General features: G+C 61.4%; 9 protein-coding genes. 2 read left to right on the top strand and 7 right to left on the bottom strand.

The annotated features are described in order from the left end of the window. Positions 1-474 precede the first annotated feature (474 nt). Together pssA and ilvC are read right to left on the bottom strand one after the other, a co-directional pair. A complete protein-coding gene (gene pssA / locus ACUN9Y_RS20525) occupies positions 475-1,305 on the bottom strand; it encodes a CDP-diacylglycerol--serine O-phosphatidyltransferase (RefSeq protein ID WP_445462598.1) in 831 nt (276 codons plus the stop codon). Between the two features lie 346 nt (positions 1,306-1,651). Next, positions 1,652-2,668 (bottom strand): ketol-acid reductoisomerase, encoded by a 1,017-nt coding sequence (gene ilvC, locus ACUN9Y_RS20520; protein ID WP_445462597.1) that lies wholly within the window; start codon positions 2,666-2,668, stop codon positions 1,652-1,654. A gap of 229 nt (positions 2,669-2,897) precedes the next feature. On the opposite strand from ilvC, the gene ilvY reads away from it, so the two are divergent. Then, complete coding sequence (gene ilvY, locus ACUN9Y_RS20515) at positions 2,898-3,785, top strand: HTH-type transcriptional activator IlvY (RefSeq protein WP_445462596.1); 888 nt, start codon at positions 2,898-2,900, stop codon at positions 3,783-3,785. Between the two features lie 129 nt (positions 3,786-3,914). On the opposite strand, the gene ilvN is transcribed toward ilvY, so the two are convergent. Beyond that, entirely contained in the window at positions 3,915-4,406 is a 492-nt protein-coding gene (gene ilvN / locus ACUN9Y_RS20510; RefSeq protein WP_445462595.1) for an acetolactate synthase small subunit, read from the bottom strand. After that, the gene (locus tag ACUN9Y_RS20505; RefSeq protein ID WP_445462594.1) at positions 4,406-6,130 is read right to left on the bottom strand and encodes an acetolactate synthase 3 large subunit; all 1,725 of its coding nucleotides are present in this window, start codon (positions 6,128-6,130) and stop codon (positions 4,406-4,408) included. Before ACUN9Y_RS20505 ends, ilvN begins: the two co-directional genes overlap by 1 nt. A 777-nt stretch (positions 6,131-6,907) precedes the next feature. Between ACUN9Y_RS20505 and ACUN9Y_RS20500 the strand changes: the two genes are divergently transcribed. Then, positions 6,908-8,284, top strand: coding sequence for a sugar porter family MFS transporter (locus tag ACUN9Y_RS20500; protein ID WP_445462593.1), 1,377 nt, complete (start codon positions 6,908-6,910; stop codon positions 8,282-8,284). A gap of 255 nt (positions 8,285-8,539) precedes the next feature. Here the strand turns inward: ACUN9Y_RS20500 and clpB are convergent, their stop codons facing one another. From clpB to ACUN9Y_RS20485, 3 genes are all read right to left on the bottom strand, one after another. Then, a complete protein-coding gene (gene clpB, locus ACUN9Y_RS20495) occupies positions 8,540-11,122 on the bottom strand; it encodes an ATP-dependent chaperone ClpB (RefSeq protein ID WP_445462592.1) in 2,583 nt (860 codons plus the stop codon). 300 nt (positions 11,123-11,422) lie between these two features. Then, on the bottom strand, positions 11,423-12,208 hold the full coding sequence (locus tag ACUN9Y_RS20490; protein WP_445462591.1) for a hypothetical protein: 786 nt from the start codon (positions 12,206-12,208) through the stop codon (positions 11,423-11,425). 21 nt (positions 12,209-12,229) lie between these two features. Next, positions 12,230-17,167 carry a DNA repair ATPase gene (locus ACUN9Y_RS20485; RefSeq protein WP_445462590.1) on the bottom strand — a complete coding sequence of 1,646 codons (4,938 nt, stop codon included), beginning with the start codon at positions 17,165-17,167 and terminating at the stop codon, positions 12,230-12,232. Positions 17,168-17,214: the final 47 nt, after the last annotated feature.

Here is a 17,214-nt window from a genome sequence, read left to right as displayed (position 1 = left end):
CCATTTGAAATCAACCACCTGAACCACCAATCACCGCGGGCAACGTTTGCTCGTTGCCGGCAGCGGATGCGTACTTTACGGCTTCAGCGGCGCCCCCGCAAGGCCTTCCTGTAAAAAAATTTCAGGCACGTGACCGCGGGATATCACTAGGCAAGCGCATTGACCAGTCAAAGCCCCAGCGAACGCCACCCGTGAGTCTGACCGGTTACCCACACGCCGTCTTTGGCGACCTGTTGTGGACAACCCTCGTGTGCGCCCCTTCACTGCGGCTCGCACCGAGGACAGATGCTCGGCGATAGTCACTCGGGACACCGGAGTCACTTACCACAAGCCAAGACGACGCGGCGTGCCGCAGCTTTGCGACCGTCCAAGACCACTTCCGCGGTTTGCCAATGCCGTGAAACCTGGATCGCAGAGACAACGACGCCCGCGCAAAGGCGGGCGTCGTTGACGGACTCGAAGTATAGCCCAGGGTCAGGTCGTATGCCGCATCTTGCGCATCAAAGCCAACACAGGCCCCGAGGCAACATAAGTGCCAAACAGCAGCAGCAACATCACCGAAGGCTCAATGGATATCACCACGAAGCCCAGCACAATAGCCAACAGCACCACAAACGGCACCGGCCCCTTGAGATCTACGTCCTTGAAGCTGTAGTAGCGAATATTGCTGACCATCAATAGCCCAGCAGCACCTACCACCAGCAGCATCAACAACTTGAAGCCCACCGCAGTGGCATCGAAGCTATGGAAGGTCCACACGCTGGCCGCCACCAGGGCCGCCGCGGACGGGCTTGGCAACCCGATAAACCACTTCTTGTCGACGCTACCAATTTGTACGTTGAAGCGTGCCAAGCGCAGCGCCGCACAGGCTACATAGAGGAAAGCAACGACCCAACCGGTCTTGCCCAGGTCCTGGAGAATCCAGGTAAAGGCGACCAGGCTCGGAGCCATGCCGAAGGAGATCATGTCAGCCAGGCTATCGTACTCGGCACCGAACTCACTCTGTGTGTTGGTCATCCGGGCCACCCGCCCATCCAGACCATCCAGCACCATGGCGATGAAGATGGCTACTGAGGCCGCGGTAAAATCCCCATTCAGCGCGGCCACTACAGCAAAGAAGCCAGAGAACAGCGCCGATGTCGTAAACAGGTTGGGCAGCAGGTAGATCCCCCTTCGCCGCACCTTGCGACCATCCTCTTCCACAGCTTCCTCAACCACCTCGGACTCGCGCACGAAGGCACTGGCGAGATCCTCATCATGAGGCTCCGGGGATTGGTGATCGTGGTTGCTGGCATCCTTGTTCATGACATTCATCCGTAGCCACTGGGTAAGAGGGCACATTCTACACGACGTTGCGGCACTGGCTGCCACGCCCCGTTGGCCCTACCGATCTTCGCAGCTTGGAACAGGTGCCGTGGATTGCGCAAGCCACTACCCACACATCCCCGCGACGATCGAAGCGATGCCCAGGCCGATCACTCCACCGTGAAGCCGGTTAGCCACACGGGAGACGGCAAGGAGGAAGACTGCGGCACCCGGCAGAAAAAAGGGGCCTAGCCACGCGATGACCACGGAGCGCTAGCGCTGCCGAAAAGCCGCACACAAAAAAGGGCGCGGAATTCCGCGCCCCTGGTACTCGACAACGTGTCGGTCAGTTCTTGGACTTGTCGACCAGTTGGTTCGCAGCGATCCATGGCATCATGGCACGCAACTGCCCACCGACCTGCTCGATCGGGTGCTCGGCGTTGAGCCGACGGCGAGCGGTCATGGACGGATAATTGCTGTTGCCTTCGTTGATGAACATCTTGGCATATTCACCGGTCTGGATCCGCTTCAGCGCATTGCGCATGGCGGCGCGAGACTCATCGTTGATGACCTCGGGGCCGGTGACGTATTCGCCATACTCCGCATTATTGGAGATGGAGTAGTTCATGTTGGCGATGCCGCCCTCGTACATCAGGTCAACGATCAGCTTGAGCTCGTGCAGACACTCGAAGTACGCCATCTCGGGCGCATAACCGGCTTCGGTCAGCGTCTCGAAACCGGCCTTGACCAGCTCGACGGCGCCACCGCACAGCACCGCCTGCTCACCAAACAGGTCGGTCTCGGTCTCGTCCTTGAAGGTCGTCTCGATGATACCGCTACGCCCACCGCCGATGGCAGCGGCATAGGACAGCGACAGTTCCTTGGCCTGGCCGGAAGCATCCTGGTGGATGGCGATCAGGTCGGGGATACCACCACCACGGGTGAACTCAGAGCGTACGGTGTGGCCCGGCGCCTTGGGGGCGATCATCACCACGTCCAGATCCTTGCGCGGCTCGATCTGGTTGTAGTGGATGTTGAAGCCGTGAGCGAAGGCCAGTGTCGCGCCCTCTTTCAGGTTCGGCGCGATGTCATTCTCATAGATGGCCTTCTGATTTTCGTCAGGCGCCAGCAGCATGACCACATCGGCGCTCTTGCACGCCTCGGCGGTGGCAGCCACCTTCAAGCCGGCCGCTTCCGCCTTGGCCGCGGAGGAAGAGCCTTGGCGCAGAGCAACGGTAACGTCGACGCCGGATTCCTTGAGGTTATTTGCATGGGCATGACCCTGGGAGCCGTAGCCCACGATGGTGACCTGCTTGCCTTGAATCAGCTGAAGGTCGCAATCCTTATCGTAATAAACGCGCATGCTGTGCTCCTGAAGACGGGTGATGAGATGACGATATCGGTAATTTTCGTATGACGTTCAGCGTTGATGGCCACCCGCGCCGTCTTGTGCGGCGCTGGGCAGGCAGGTCGAGCGATGCTCGCCTACCGATGGGATCACCTTACGCCAGCACTAACTGTTGCGTAAAACGCTATATTTGCAATACTACATTTCACATCATGAAACGTTATCGCTGTCGCACAGGTGCCGCATGGATTTCCGACCACTCCGACAATTTCTGGTCCTTGCCGATACCCTCCACTTCGGCCGTGCCAGCGACACCTGCCACGTCAGCCCCTCGACGCTGAGCCGGACGATCCAGCAACTGGAAGAGCAAGTCGGCAGCGCCCTGTTCGACCGCGACAACCGTCACGTGGTGCTGACCCCCCAAGGACGACGGTTTCAGCAGTATGCCCGCGAGGCGTTGGAACAATGGGATCAACTGCGCTTGTCTCTGCAAAGCGAGGCCCAGCGCCTGACCGGCGAAATCAGCATCTACTGCTCGGTGACGGCAAGCTATAGCTTCCTGTATACCCTGCTCAGCGCGTTTCGCAGCCGCCACCCTGGCATCGAACTGAAGCTGCATACGGGCGACCCGGCCCGCGCCATTCAGCAGGTCCTGGCCGGCGACGAAGACATGGCGATCACCTCTCGCCCTCGCCATCTGCCCGACGGGCTGGCCTTCAAGTCACTGACCCGTTCGGCGCTGGTCTTCATCGCTCCCCACGCCGATCACGAGTGGATACCGTCCACGCCGCAGTCGCCAAGCAAGGAACAGTGGCGTGGTGTGCCGATGATCCTGTCCGAATCCGGGCTCTCTCGGGAGCTCGCCAACACCTGGTTCAAGGCGCTGGGGCTGGCCCCGACGATCTATGCCCAGGTGGCTGGCCACGAGGCAATCGTCAGCATGGTGGGTCTCGGCTTCGGCATCGGCGTGGTGCCTCGTATCGTGCTGGAGGCAAGCCCACTTGCGGAGCGAGTGCGCATCCTGTCGGTCAAGCCCGAGCTTCCTCACTACGACGTCGGCCTGTGCGCCCTGAATCGACGTCTGAAGAGCCCCTTGATCGATGCGCTGTGGCAGGAGGTCATCGAGCGCTGACCGCCTATGCCTCGGCCTGTGGCTCGACCGATCCTGAACGATCGCTCCCCGCAGTACGAAAGACGCCGCCCCAGGGGCGGCGTCGTCTGTCGTACTGCCTAGCGGTGCTGCAAAGCCAATTGCCTTGGCCTACAACGACAGCACCTTGTCACCACGAGCGATACCGGAGACACCGGTGCGGGCCACTTCGAGGACACCCACCGGCCCCATGGCCTGCAGGAAGGCATCGAGCTTCTCGGCATCTCCGGTGATCTGCACGGTATACAGGCTCGGGGTCACGTCGACGATCTGTGCACGGAAGATATCGACGGTCCGCTTGACCTCGTCCCGAGCAGCCCCCAGCGCCTTGACCTTGACCATCATCAGCTCGCGCTCGATGTGGTTACCTTCGGTCAGATCGACTAGCTTGACCACGTCGATCAGCTTGTTGAGGTGCTTGGTGATCTGCTCGATGACACGATCATCGCCCACGGTGGTGACCGTCAGTCGCGACAGGGTCGCATCGTCGGTCGGTGCAACGTTCAACGTCTCGATGTTGAAGTTACGCTGGGAGAACAGGCCCACCACACGCGACAGTGCACCCGGTTCGTTTTCCATCAGAATCGAGATGATATGGCGCATCAGGTCCGCTCCGTCTTGGAAAGCAGCATGTCACGCATGGAACCCAGGGGCACATGCATCGGATAGACGTGCTCGTGCGGATCCACGGCGACGTCGAGGAAGATCAACTCACTGGTATCGGCAAAGGTACGCTCCAGCGCCGCCTCCAGCTCCTCTCTCGTCTCCACCTTCAACGCGGTAAAGCCATACGCCTCGATCAGCTTCTGGAAGTCCGGCAGCGACTCCATGTAGGAATGGGCATGGCGGGCCTTGTAGTTCAGGTCCTGCCATTGGCGCACCATGCCAAGGGAGCCGTTGTTCAGGTTGATGATCTTGACCCCGCCACCGAACTGCTTACAGGTAGAGAGCTCCTGCATCATCATCTGAAAGCTGCCTTCCCCGGTGATGCACACCACTTCCTCGTCGGGGAAATTCTGCTTGATGCCCATGGCCGCCGGAAAGCCGAAGCCCATGGTGCCGAGGCCACCGGAGGTGATCAGGCGATTGGGCTTGTCGAACTTGTAGTACTGCGCCGCGAACATCTGGTGCTGGCCCACATCGGTGGTCACATAGGCCTCGCCGCGGGTGATCCGGCAGACACCCTCGATGACTTCCTGGGGCTTGAGCACCTCACCTTCCCGAGACGGCTCATACAGCTTGCCGGCACGCTCTTCGCGCCAGCCCTCGATGGAGTTCCACCATTCCGCCAGCGCATCGGGATTGGCGATCTCGTGCCCCTGGATCAGGCTGATCATCTCGTTGATCACGCTCGCCGCCGGCCCGACGATGGGGACATCGGCACGTACGGTCTTGGAAATCGAGCTCGGATCGATGTCGACGTGAATGATCTTGGCCGTGGGACAGAACTTCGAGGTGTTGTTGGTTACCCGATCATCGAAGCGAGCGCCGATGGCGATCACCAGGTCGGCGTGGTGCATCACCATGTTGGACTCGTAAGAGCCGTGCATGCCGAGCCATCCCAGGCACTGCTTATCGCTCTGAGGATAGGCGCCGATGCCCATCAGGGTCGTGGTGATCGGAAATCCAAGATGCTTGACCAGGTCGGTCAGCCCTTCGCTGGCCCGTCCCGTGACCACGCCACCACCGGTGTAAAACACCGGCCGCTTGGCCTTGAGCATCAGCTCCACGGCCTTCTTGATCTGCCCGGTATGACCGCGGGAAACCGGGTTGTACGACCGCATCTTGACCTTCTTAGGATAGATGTACTCGTAACGTTCGGTCGGGGCGGTCATATCCTTGGGGATGTCGACCAGGACCGGACCCGGGCGTCCCGTCGCGGCCAGATAGAAGGCCTTCTTCAAGACCTCGGGAATCTCGCTCGGGTGCCGGATCGAGAAGCTGTGCTTCACGATCGGACGAGTCACGCCAACGATGTCGGTCTCCTGAAAGGCGTCATCGCCAATCAGGTGGCTCATTACCTGGCCGCACAGCACGACCATCGGGATCGAGTCCATGTAAGCCGTGGCGATGCCGGTAACGGCATTGGTGGCACCGGGACCGGAGGTCACCAGCACGACACCGGGTTTACCGGCCGCCCGAGCGTAGCCGTCAGCGGCATGGGTCGCCGCCTGCTCATGGCGAACCAGAATGTGTTTTACCTTGTCCTGGCGAAACAGGGCGTCGTAGATGTGTAGTGCGGCGCCGCCCGGATAGCCGTAGATGTATTCCACGCCCTCATCCTGGAGGAAGCGGGCGATCATGTCCGCGCCTGAAAGCAATTCCACAGATGTCTCTCCCCTGGAGGTCTCGAGTGCGATTCGCGCCACCCAGCGCGAAGTCGAGTGCAGCGATATGCTGCTGCCGGCGCACCGGCACCTGATGCCAAACCCTGGCGTCCGTAGGCCCGGTTAGGGCCTGCACTCTCATCACGGCGGATCGCCGCGTCGGGGCGTTGGCCAGGCCGGACGGTTGGTCCGTACCTGGAAGTCCTTCGGCGAGTAAAGGTCATTCGACCTACCCTTCGCACGGCGTTAGGGGGTTACCCGTCGATGCCGCACCCATAGTCAGGAACCATCAAGATTCCAATAGCGCCCGGATACTGTCAACCGCGCAGCCCTCCGATTGCGACGACAACCCGTATCTTGTGCACCACCGGAGCGCCGACTGCGACCAATGTCTAAAGCCGAAACGTCGAGTTTTTCCGAGCATAATGCTGTAATAATCAAAGTGACACGATTCAGCTTCGCATCTTTCTCTCGTTATGCATGCACTGCACCCTGTGCAACGCCTTCGCAACACCGCTCCGGCCGTACTCACCGTGAGTGTTCGGGCAAAACGGCGTCGCCGTCTCACGCTTAGCTAACCCCTCGGGGGACTGTGCAACTGCTCTGCTACCCACCCGCTTCGACTCATATCGGCGCCAGGGCACGACGGATTCGATAAAGCCAGTTAAGTGAATCGTGTCACCTTCGTGGCCATCCAAGCTATCCAACCCACTGCCTCCACCGGAACCTGGCCCTGAGGGCCAATTTCACCCCACAACAACAGTGAGGACAGACCCCATGCAGCGCATCGTGCAATGGTCCATCACCGTGGCCCTGGCCGGCTTTCTGTTCGGCTTCGACACCGCGGTCATCTCCGGGGCCGACAAGCCCATTCAGGCCCTCTGGGGGCTCAGCGACCTGAGCCACGGCCTGCTGATCATGTCCATGGCCCTGTGGGGCACCGTGATCGGTGCCATCTTCGGCAACTGGCCGACCGACAGGTTCGGGCGCCGCGCCACCCTGATCATGATCGGAGTGCTTTATCTGGTGTCGGCGATCGGCTCAGCGCTGGTCACCGATCCTGGGCTATTCGCCTTCTTCCGCCTGATTGGTGGCATCGGCGTCGGCATCTCGTCGGTGGCCGCTCCGATCTACATCTCGGAAATCGCCCCGCCCAAGCATCGCGGTTTCCTGGTCGCCATGTACCAGTTCAACATCGTTTTCGGCATTCTGATGGCGTTCGTCTCGAACTACGTGATCGGTAGCCTGTTCAGCGAGACGGCATGGCGCTGGATGCTCGGCATCGAGGCCGTGCCGGCGTTGATCTACACCCTGATGATCACCCGAGTACCGAAAAGCCCGCGCTGGCTGATCCTCAAGCGCAACGACGTCGCCGAAGCCACGCGAGTGCTGCGCCTGATCAACCCCGCCGCCGACGTTAACGCCGAGATCGCCACCATGCGCGCGGCCGAGGACGAAGAGCGCAATGCCCACGCCCGCTTCTTCTCGCGGCGCTATCGTCTGCCTATCCTGTTGGCCTTTCTGATCGCCTTCTTCAACCAACTCTCGGGCATCAACTTCATCATCTACTACGCCCCCAGAGTGCTGGAAGCCGCCGAGCTCGGCAATCAGGCGGCGCTGCTGTCCACCGCCGGTATCGGCGTGGTCAACCTGGTGTTCACCATGATCGGCATGGCGCTGATCGACAAGCTGGGACGGCGCACGCTGCTGTTCATCGGCTCGGCTGGCTACCTGGTGTCGCTGGTGCTGATCTCACGCGCCTTCTTCAGCGCCACTCTCGGCGGGCTCGAGGTGCCGCTGCTGCTGGCCCTGTTCATCGCCGCCCACGCCATCAGCCAAGGCGCGGTGATCTGGGTCTTCATCTCTGAGGTCTTCCCCAATCACGTTCGTGCCCGCGGTCAGTCCTTCGGCAGCTCCATCCACTGGGTCTTCGCCGCCCTCATCACGCTGATCATGCCCTGGGTGCTCGGAACCTTCAGCGGCGGCCCGGTGTTTGCCTTCTTCGCCGTGATGATGCTACTGCAACTGGGGTTTGTGATGTTCCTGATGCCCGAGACCAAGAACGTCTCCCTCGAGCAGCTCCAGAAGCATCTGGTGGGTGACAATGTCAGTCTGCGTCGTGTCCGCCTGTCAGCCGCCCGGGCCAAAACCTGAGCCGATAGGCCCGACCAACCCGACCATAATCGTAGATGCAAAAAGCCCGCCTGGTGGGGAACCCGGCGGGCAAGGGGGGTCACAGGACGCAACCTAAACTGCAGTATAGCGGCTGACTCAGGATGCGCCCGGTCGGTCTTGAACTAATTGCCTGTCGCTTACCTGCAATAGTCGAAGGACTGACGGACGCTTCATCATCCATCCGTGTTACACCTACCCAGGCCAGGACCTGAACCCGGGCCAGGCGAGACTCTCCTACCGACCAAATACCAATTTGCCGTCGTCGGCATCCACCGCAATCACGTCGCCCGGGCTGAACTTGCCAGCCAGCAGGTCCTGCGCCAGCGGGTTCTCGATACGGCTCTGGATCGCCCGCTTCAACGGCCGCGCGCCGTACACCGGATCAAACCCCACTACCGCAAGCTGAGCCATGGCTTCATCGCTGACCTTGAGCCCCAGCTCATGCTCGGCCAAGCGACTGCGCAGGCGCTCGAGCTGGATCGCCGCGATGGCCTGGATCTGCTCTTGACCGAGGGAATGAAACACCACCACTTCGTCGATGCGGTTGATCAGCTCCGGGCGGAAGTGCGTGCCTACCACGTCCATCACGGCGGACTTCATGATCTCATAGTCTGCTTCGTCACCAGCAAAATGCTGGATGACATCGGAGCCCAGGTTCGAGGTCATCACGATCACGGTATTGCGAAAGTCCACCGTGCGACCCTGTCCATCGGTCAGGCGTCCGTCTTCCAACACCTGAAGCAGGATGTTGAACACGTCCGGGTGGGCCTTCTCCACTTCGTCGAGCAGCAGCACCGAATAGGGCTTGCGACGCACCGCCTCGGTCAGGTAACCGCCCTCCTCGTAGCCCACGTAGCCCGGAGGCGCACCGATCAGGCGGGCCACGGAGTGCTTCTCCATGAACTCGGACATGTCGATCCGCACCATCGCCTCTTCGGTGTCGAACAGGAAATTCGCCAGCGACTTGCACAGCTCCGTCTTACCCACCCCGGTCGGGCCGAGAAACAGAAACGACCCATTCGGCCGGTTCGGATCGGCGAGTCCTGCCCGAGAGCGGCGTACCGCATTGGCAACGGCGGCCACGGCTTCGTGCTGACCGATGACGCGCTCATGCAGCGCCTCTTCCATCCGCAACAGCTTGTCGCGCTCTCCCTCGAGCATCTTGGCCACCGGAATACCGGTCCAGCGAGACACTACCTCGGCGATCTCTTCTTCGGTGACGTTGGAGCGCAGCAGGCGATGGCTGGAGGTGTCGGCTTCCTCATCGCCGCTTTCGGCGATCTTCTTTTCGAGCGCTGGAATCACCCCATACTGGATCTCCGACATGCGCCCAAGATCGCCCTGACGCCGGGCCTGTTCGAGATCGATCCGCGCCCTGTCGAGCTCATCCTTGAACTGCGCCGCGCCCTGGATACTGGCCTTTTCGGCTTTCCAGATCTCATCGAGATCGGCGTACTCTCGCTCAAGCTCCTGGATCTGGTCCTCCAGGTTGTCCAGACGCTTGCGCGAGGCGTCGTCGGTTTCCTTCTTGAGGTGCTCGCGCTCCATCTTGAGCTGGATCAGGCGCCGATCGAGACGATCCATCTCCTCGGGCTTGGAATCGAGCTCCATGCGAATCCGCGACGAAGCCTCGTCGATCAGGTCGATGGCCTTGTCCGGTAGCTGGCGATCGGTGATGTAGCGGGTCGAGAGCTTGGCCGCCGCGATGATCGCGCCGTCGGTGATATCGACGCCGTGATGCACCTCGTAGCGCTCCTTGAGCCCGCGCAGAATAGCCACGGTGTCCTCTTCGCTGGGCTCATCCACCACCACCTTCTGGAAGCGCCGCTCGAGCGCCGCATCCTTCTCGATGTACTTGCGATACTCGTCCAGGGTCGTGGCGCCAACACAGTGCAGCTCTCCTCGGGCCAGCGCCGGCTTGAGCATATTGCCCGCGTCCATCGCGCCCTCGGCCTTGCCGGCCCCAACCATGGTGTGCAACTCATCAATGAACAGGATCACCCGCCCTTCTTCCTGGGATAGCTCGTTGAGCACGGACTTCAAGCGCTCCTCGAACTCGCCGCGGAACTTGGCCCCGGCCAGCAGCGAGCCCATGTCCAACGACAGCACGCGCTTGTCCTTGAGCCCCTCCGGCACCTCGCCATTGATGATACGGCTGGCCAGCCCCTCGACGATGGCCGTCTTGCCGACACCGGGCTCGCCGATCAGCACCGGGTTGTTCTTGGTGCGCCGCTGCAGCACCTGAATGGTGCGGCGAATCTCGTCGTCACGACCAATGACCGGATCGAGCTTGCCGTCGGCGGCCCGCTGGGTCAGGTCGAGGGTGTACTTCTCGAGCGCCTCGCGGCTGTCCTCGGCGTTGGCGTCATCGACCTTCTGCCCACCGCGCACGCTGTCGACAGCGGTCTCCAGCAGCTTGCGGGTGAGGCCGGCCTGCTCGAGCGCCTTGGACACGGCGTGCTTCATGCCGATGGCAGCAAGCAGCACCAGTTCGCTGGCGATGAACTGATCGCCACGCTTCTGGGCCTCGGCATCGGTCAGGTTAAATAGCTTGATCAGGTCCCGCGACGGCTGCACCTCGCCGTCGAACTGACCGACCTTGGGCAGGTCATCGAGCTGACCGACCAGAGTGTCCCGCAGCCGGTTGGCATCGCCCCCGGCCTTCTGTACCAGCGCCTTGACGCCTGTATCACGGGTATCGAGCAGCGCCAGCAGCAGGTGCGCCGGCTCCAGCTGGTTGTTTCCGCGGCCCACGGCCAGCGACTGTGCATCCGCAACGGCGTGCTGCAGCTTGGCGGTAAACTTGTCGAATCGCATCGCATTCTCCTCGGGGGTAGCGATGCGATCGGACGCACCGCGCTGCCCTGTCAATGTATCTTGACAGTGATATGGCGGTGATCGGGAGAAGTTTCAAGGGGAGTGTCTCTTGAACGCCCAGGCGAGAGGTTTCGTCGAACAAGGCGTTCAAGGCACGGTATTGAGCACACAGCGGCGTTTACGGCATTCAGAGCGACAACAACGTCGCTCTTGTCTCGATGCCAACGACATCATCTACAACCAGCATCCATCCCCTCCTCCCGACTCTCACCGAGTGGCACCGACACTCATCAAGCAAGATCACGTCGGGGGCAGCTGCCCGGTAACATCCTTGTAGGCATAGCGACATATCTCTGTCATTGTCTCGGCGGCAGCATCGGCATCGTCATTCGCATGCCAGGCCGATGGCCAAGGCCCGATTGGGCGACAATCGTCCATTATCCGCAACGCGGGCTCCTGTCCGTGGCGAAGATGGTAGTTGGTCACCTGCAACCTCCTCTGGATACGCTGAGCGTCATAGTCGACGACGACCCCATCTCGGAATCGGTTTCCACTCAGATAGCGCTCCGACAAGGCGCCTTCGACGATCCGTGGATCGGCGGCCAGCGCGGCAGCACGAAGATAATGATCCTCCGCGGTAGGCCAGTCATCGCCATACCACGCCTGTGATGCAATCTCAGAGTGAGCCATCATCAGCAGGGGCAGTTGCTCAGGCTCCGGCGAATCACTCCACCATTCGATCACTCGCTGCGCGCTCAGTTGCTTAAGCTCGTAACGGTCTTGCAGCGAATAGTACTCGGTGCACTCGACCAGGCAATTTAGCGCGGCTTGCACATCTCCCGACAGAATAGCTTCGCGTTCCGCGGCCTCGCTCTTCGCTGTGGCGCGGTCGCGCCAGAAATCATCTATGGACTCGGAGACATAATAATACGGTACGATAACAACAGCGATTGCGAAGAATTCAACCGTACACCACCACGGACTGTTACGTTCCAGAATATTGCAGTCATCCGTGCACCCTTGCAGCGTAAGCGCCATCGTCACTACCACCAGGCCCCGTCGACATTTTCGCATCCTCTTGCGCATCCTTGACTCCCATCCATGGGTTCAGGTTTCGCTGCCTGCCGTCATTCGCTGTCCAATCACCTCGGCGATCCGGCCCAGTTGCCGGACCACCTTGGCACCGACGTCATCATCGCCGCCTGCACTCTGGCGGCGGCGGAATTCGGCGCAAACTGCCGACCAGCGCTCGCGCTCGGAAACACTCAGGGTGCCGCGTAGCTGCTTGAGCTTCAGCAAATTCTCTTCGGCACCCGAGGTCAGCAGTTGCGCCTCGCCAAGATAGTGGTCGTCGATCAGGGCTTCGATATCACCATCCGTCATCGCCGGTGAGAGCTTCTCGACCAACTTGCTCATGTTGCGGTAGCTGCCCTGGAGCAGAAACGGTGGCTCATCACGATAGGTATCGGCCTGAGCACTGGAGGCGATATAGGCCGCATTGACCGTCAACACGACATCCCGCAGACGCTGCATGCGCTGCATCAGGGCCACGATCTCATCGCGCTCGGCGGCGCTGTAATCCGCCGCCAGGTCGCTGATCGCCACTTCCTGGCCGGCGGCCATGTCCATGAAGCGATAGACATCGTCCATGCCCCGCGTCACCAGCGACGCCAGCAGCGGATGCGCGCTCAGGCTGTTTTCGATGTACGACTGGGCGAAGATCTCCTGCGTGCCGCTCAGCACGTCGCCCAGGTTATAGATATCGGCCCGGTTGGCGAGCATGTCCGGCACCCGGAACGCCTTGCCCTCCTCGGTGTAAGGGTTCCCGGCCATGACGATGCAAAAACGCTTGCCGCGCAGATTGTAGGTGCGAGGCGAGCCACGCCAGACGCCATCGATGGTGCGGGTGGCATCGCCCAGAGAAATGAATTTCTGCAGGAACTCAGGATCGGTATGCTGAATATCATCGAGATACAGCATCACGTTGTTGCCCATCTCCAGTGCCAGGTTGATTTTCTCTAGCTCGGCGCGAGCCGTGGCATTGGGTGCCTGCTCAGGGTCCAGCGACAGCACATCGCGCCCCAGACTCGGGCAGTTGATCTTCATGAAGATCAATCCCAGACGGTTGGCAACATACTCCATCAGCGTGGTCTTGCCGTAACCGGGTGGGGAGATCAGCATCAACAGGCCCATCAGGTCACTACGCCGCTCGGCGCCGAGTGCCCCTAGCTGCTTCGCCATGTTGTCGCCGATCAGCGGCAGGTAGCTTTGGCTGATCAGACGGTTGCGCACGAACGACGTCAGCGGCCGCGGGCGGAAATCCTCGACTCTCAAACGCTTGCGCTGGTCATCCAGCAGAGACTTGCGCAGCTGCTGCAGGCGGTCCCAACCTGGCTCCACCCTGGCTCGGTGATCGGCAAGACGGCGCTCGAAGTCATCCAGACGCAGGGTGATGGACTGGGCCTGAATCGAGGCATGCTCGCCGAGCAGGCCATCCACCACCACACTCAAGTCGCACTCATTGGTACGCCAGCACAGGTCGGCATGGCCGTCGATAATGGCGACGGCCTCATCCAGGTAGTGGCGCTCGATAACGCTGTCCCCGGCACTCTCAAGCCAGGCCTGCAGCCAGCGCCGCGTCGCCAGCCAGCGCGTGGCGGGACGGGCCGCCAGCGCACGTCGCATTTCCTCCAACAACGACGGTGCATCGCCGCGCCGCATCGCCTCCAGAAAAGCCTCGGCCAGGCGCATGGCGTAGCCGGTCACCGCTATCGACGTCTCAGCGGCGGCGAGTTGCTCGACGAGATAGCGCGCCGCACCGGGGATCACCCCTTCGGCATCGGCGTTCAGTTCGACTGCCAACGGCAGCTCGGCAAGGACAGGGCTTAACTCATCCACCAGGTCCTGTATCAGGCTGTCGCTCTGAAAAAGCTGACGCATGACCCCCGCGCTGACGCAGCGGGCCTTGAATCGGTCGACGTCGGGATCGGTGGTCTTCTGGGATATCCACAAGTGCAGCCCGAGCGCTCGCTCCAGCGGCGGAAATGCCAATAGTCCCGCCGCGCCGCGCGCCGGGGCAATGGCGGCAACGATCAAGGCCGCATCGTGATCATGAACGCCCTGCTCATAGCCTTCACGGTAGCGCGGCGCGGCGAACTGGCGAAGGGCCACTTCGAGCGCTGCTCCATCGCTGACATCGACCGGCATCTCGGCCTGCTGTAAAAAGCGGTAGGCGAGGTATTCTGCGCGGTAGACATCGGCAGACTCCGAGGGCACGCGCAGCGTCCACCACTCGGCGAGCTGGTCGAGCTCCGGATGATCGAAGGATTGGTAAAATTGGGTGCCGGTCACGTGCAGGCAAAGATGCTCGTCACGCGGCACCAGCGTCAGCTCGAACTCCTGGCGGTTGACCGTAAAACGATGGCGCGGACCGAGGCGGATCACCTGCCCGCCATCCTCGAACAGATCCGACTTGTCACGCATACCGCGCAGCGCCGCGTCCATCGCCGCCGCCAAGCGGGATTCCAGGTCATCGGCGTCAAGACCGGCGTCCATCGCACGCAGGCCCGCGATCATCTCACGCACCTTGTCGATCATCGGGTCCCCGGCGAGGAAGGCCTGCAGGCCTTCCTCACTATCATGACGCTCGGTGCGTCGGGGCAGACCGTCGATAATGCGGCTGGCCGCCTGCACCATGCTCGCGGCTCGAGCACGACGGGCTTGCTCCAACTGCTCGCGCTTGGCTTCGATCGCCTCTTGGGCAAGCTCACGCTGATCGAGGATCGTCGCGAGAAACTCACCCTGCTCACCAAACTCGGCTTCAAGCTCTTGCAACTGATCGAGCATCCGCGTCAGCAGGTCGGTGGCCTCGGCCGGCGACGAAACCGACGCCAGACCCGAGGCGAGACTCTGCTCGAACAGGCGCAGACGCGAGCCAAACCGCGCCCGCTGCTCTGCCACCGTCGACTCCTCGAGCCTGCGCTCGACGCCGGCTCGCTGCTGATTGAGCGAGGCGAAGACGGTCGCCAGGGTCTGATTGATCTGCACCTCCAGGTCGGCGTTATCGCCTCCCAGCGAAACGAGCATGGTCTGGACCATGTCCAGCCCCTCGGCGAGCTCTCGGTAGCCCGTCACGCACTCGGCCAGTGCCGTCCCGGTCTTGGCGCTGGCACTACGCTCCACCAGTTCGGCAAGACTGTCACGATAGCCGTTGAGGGCCTGCGGCGTGGCAAGAAAGGCCAGGGTCCGATCGACCAGGCTACGCTCTCGCTCCTCCACCGCCGCTTCGATCCCCTCGACTTCCTCGAGATCAACGTAGCGACGCTGGGCCAGGGTGCGGACTTCGCCGCGAAATTCTCGGATCGTCTTGAGGTGACGCAGAAAGGGCTCGGGATGGTGCCAACTATCCGGCGTCAGCCCGCGGATAATCTCGGCCAAGCGGCGCGAGCCTTGGGCTACCGCTGCCGCGGTCTGACGGCGAATCTCCTCGACCTTCTCGAACTCGTCGCCAACCTTCTCTGCGGTATCCCGCAGCTGGGTGATCTGCCCGGTCAGCAGTTGGGCGTCCAGGATTCCGTCAACGCCCGGTAGCGGCACTTCGTCGATCCAATAGAATTGATCGAGCAGCCTGTCGCAGCCCTTGACCAACTGTGTCAGATAGACATCGCTCGGCTGCAGGCCGCTGACCAGCCTCGTCAGGCTATTGAGCTCGGCGAGCCCCTTGACCAGCTCCGCGTTGCCAATGCGCCCCAGCAAGGTATCGTTAGTCGCCGCCTGCTGGGCGTGCAATACCTCGGACAGAAACGGCGTGGCCCAGATCTGCAGCGGATGCACCAGGGTCGGCTCGCGCTCGGCGCTGAACAGCACCAGGTGGCCATTATCGAACCGCGCCGCCCCGTGGCCGATCAATGGGGCATCGGTCTGCTTGCGCACCAGATTGTAGCGATACAACACGACTCGCCCGCTGTCCCTGGCATAAAACACATAGAGCATGTCTTCGCCATTGGGCGCGGCTACCGAACGCAGGAGACGCAGCGATTCCGCGGGCACGCTGAACGTCTTGCTTACGCCGCTACTCAAGAAATAGCCCGAGGCAAACATCAAGCCATGGGCATCGGGGAGCAGCGCGATACCGTCGGCCATGGCATCGCAGCGCTCGATCACTCGCGTGGCGCGGTGGAACACATAGTAGCGCTCGACCTTTTCGGCGAAGGGGCGAATTCTGATCAACAGCAGTTCGCCGAGATCGGCGTATTCGAAGCTCGCATCATCCAGCGACTGGGAGTCCGACTCCACGGCGTCGGTGAAGATCCCTTCGCCGCTGTCGGTGTTGTTCTCGATTTTGAAGGTGATAGCGCCGCCGAGGTTATCGACGAACAGCGTATCGGCAATATTGATATGCGGTGAGCGGCCTTGTACGTGATCGTCCCGTCCAACCTTGCGCCAGGAAAACCCGAAGCGCTCGGGCAGGGTCAAATCACGGTCGCCACGATTGTCGATGTAGCGGCTGACATCCCCCAAGGCATCCAACTCCCAGCGAAACACCCGGCGATCCTCAAGCTTTTCGCCGATCCGAAAGTCCATCAACAGCATGCCTTGCATGACCACCAGTTGCGATAAGGTGGCCTGGCTGTAGTACTGCTGTAATTCCTGGAAGTCCGCGCAGAAACGCGAATCCGTCAAAAAACTGTCGGCGAGCCCCACCTCGGTGACGCCGAAGGCGTCATCGCCATCTTCCACGTGGTAAAGGCGAAACACGTCTTCGACCTGCAGCGCCCGGCGTAGCCCGAGTTGCACGTGAAAGCCGAACAACAGGCGATCGCCGATACGCACGACGTCCCGGGCGACCGACTTCAGCTCGGTGCGCACCCTCCCACGTCCGAGCAGCGCCATCGAGGTCGCGCCGAACGCCTCTTCACGCAAATGATTCAAGGCCTGTGACAGACGTTCAAGCTCCTGGCCCTGCGCCTTGAGTCGACGGGCCAAAAGCGCATAGGAGGAGCCCTCTCCATGCAACTGAGCTTGAGCAGCAACTGAATCAGACATGACGTCAGGTTCCGGATAGTGGAGGTGCGAAGGACTAGCGCCAAGGC

Source organism: Halomonas sp. V046 (assembly GCF_052645355.1).
The sequence above is the reverse complement of the archived record's forward strand: the minus strand, read 5'-3'. Positions and strand labels throughout refer to the sequence as shown.

What these genes read in the sequence shown, in the direction of transcription:
- pssA (WP_445462598.1), bottom strand. Translation starts at nt 1,305, where the DNA reads ATGAACAAGGATGCCAGCAACCACGATCACCAATCCCCGGAGCCTCAT.
- ilvN (WP_445462595.1), bottom strand. Translation starts at nt 4,406, where the DNA reads ATGCGCCATATCATCTCGATTCTGATGGAAAACGAACCGGGTGCACTG.
- ACUN9Y_RS20500 (WP_445462593.1), top strand. Translation starts at nt 6,908, where the DNA reads ATGCAGCGCATCGTGCAATGGTCCATCACCGTGGCCCTGGCCGGCTTT.
- ilvY (WP_445462596.1), top strand. Translation starts at nt 2,898, where the DNA reads ATGGATTTCCGACCACTCCGACAATTTCTGGTCCTTGCCGATACCCTC.
- ilvC (WP_445462597.1), bottom strand. Translation starts at nt 2,668, where the DNA reads ATGCGCGTTTATTACGATAAGGATTGCGACCTTCAGCTGATTCAAGGC.
- ACUN9Y_RS20485 (WP_445462590.1), bottom strand. Translation starts at nt 17,167, where the DNA reads ATGTCTGATTCAGTTGCTGCTCAAGCTCAGTTGCATGGAGAGGGCTCC.
- ACUN9Y_RS20490 (WP_445462591.1), bottom strand. Translation starts at nt 12,208, where the DNA reads ATGCGCAAGAGGATGCGAAAATGTCGACGGGGCCTGGTGGTAGTGACG.
- clpB (WP_445462592.1), bottom strand. Translation starts at nt 11,122, where the DNA reads ATGCGATTCGACAAGTTTACCGCCAAGCTGCAGCACGCCGTTGCGGAT.